This is a genomic window from Geobacillus proteiniphilus (assembly GCF_001908025.1).
Taxonomy (GTDB): Bacteria; Bacillota; Bacilli; order Bacillales; family Anoxybacillaceae; genus Geobacillus; species Geobacillus proteiniphilus.
Genome location: NZ_MQMG01000137.1, coordinates 1 through 658, shown reverse-complemented (window position 1 = coordinate 658; position 658 = coordinate 1). Strand labels below are relative to the sequence as shown.

The following is a 658-nucleotide window of genomic DNA, read 5'->3' as shown; positions in this document are numbered from 1 at the left end:
ACAGATGTTTCGGAAAAGCCAAAAGATAATGTGGAAAATACTAAAACAAACGACAGGATCACAAAAATTTTCCTCAAAAAAACCACCTCTTTTCAAAATAATTTTTTATGTAATAAATATCATTTCATGGTTCTTTACTACAACATGTGCTTGACAAGCAGGCGGTTTCCTGCACAAGGATATGTCAAAATCACTGATTTTCTGGTTTTTCCTCACAAGCGTAAATAGGGTATGTTCAGAAAAAATCAAGTACAACTTTTTGGTGAAGAGCCAATTTTATATATATATATCACGAGTGTTGATTATCCAAAATTAGACATACGTCTTCCATAAATTTGGGCATACTCAAACAAAGCAGCGGCCATCCCGGATTTCCAATCGAGAGGAAGCTGCCCAGAGAAAAAACGGCGAACAAACGAAATGAAGGAAAGAGAGACGTTCGTCCGTTTTTTGGTTTGATCATACAGCCATCGCAGCAACACATACGCAATGAACGCCCCAAACAGCTGATTGTATACCGCATTTTCCGTCGTGCCAAACAAGGTTGGGACATTCAGATATTGCTTTACCCAGCGGAAAAAGACTTCAACGGTCCAACGTTGTTGGTACATGTCGGCAATGGTTTCCGCAGACGCATGGAAGAGATTCGTCACGATCC

General features: G+C 39.8%; 2 protein-coding genes. One reads left to right on the top strand and one right to left on the bottom strand.

The genetic code is table 11. The annotated features are described in order from the left end of the window. The coding region (locus tag BRO54_RS20305; protein WP_204378362.1) for a hypothetical protein at positions 1 to 228 on the top strand (228 nt) is incomplete at its 5' end. Between the two features lie 74 nt (positions 229 to 302). Here the strand turns inward: BRO54_RS20305 and BRO54_RS18885 are convergent. Then, positions 303 to 658: transposase (locus tag BRO54_RS18885; RefSeq protein WP_139268112.1), on the bottom strand; the 356-nt coding region annotated here is incomplete at its 5' end.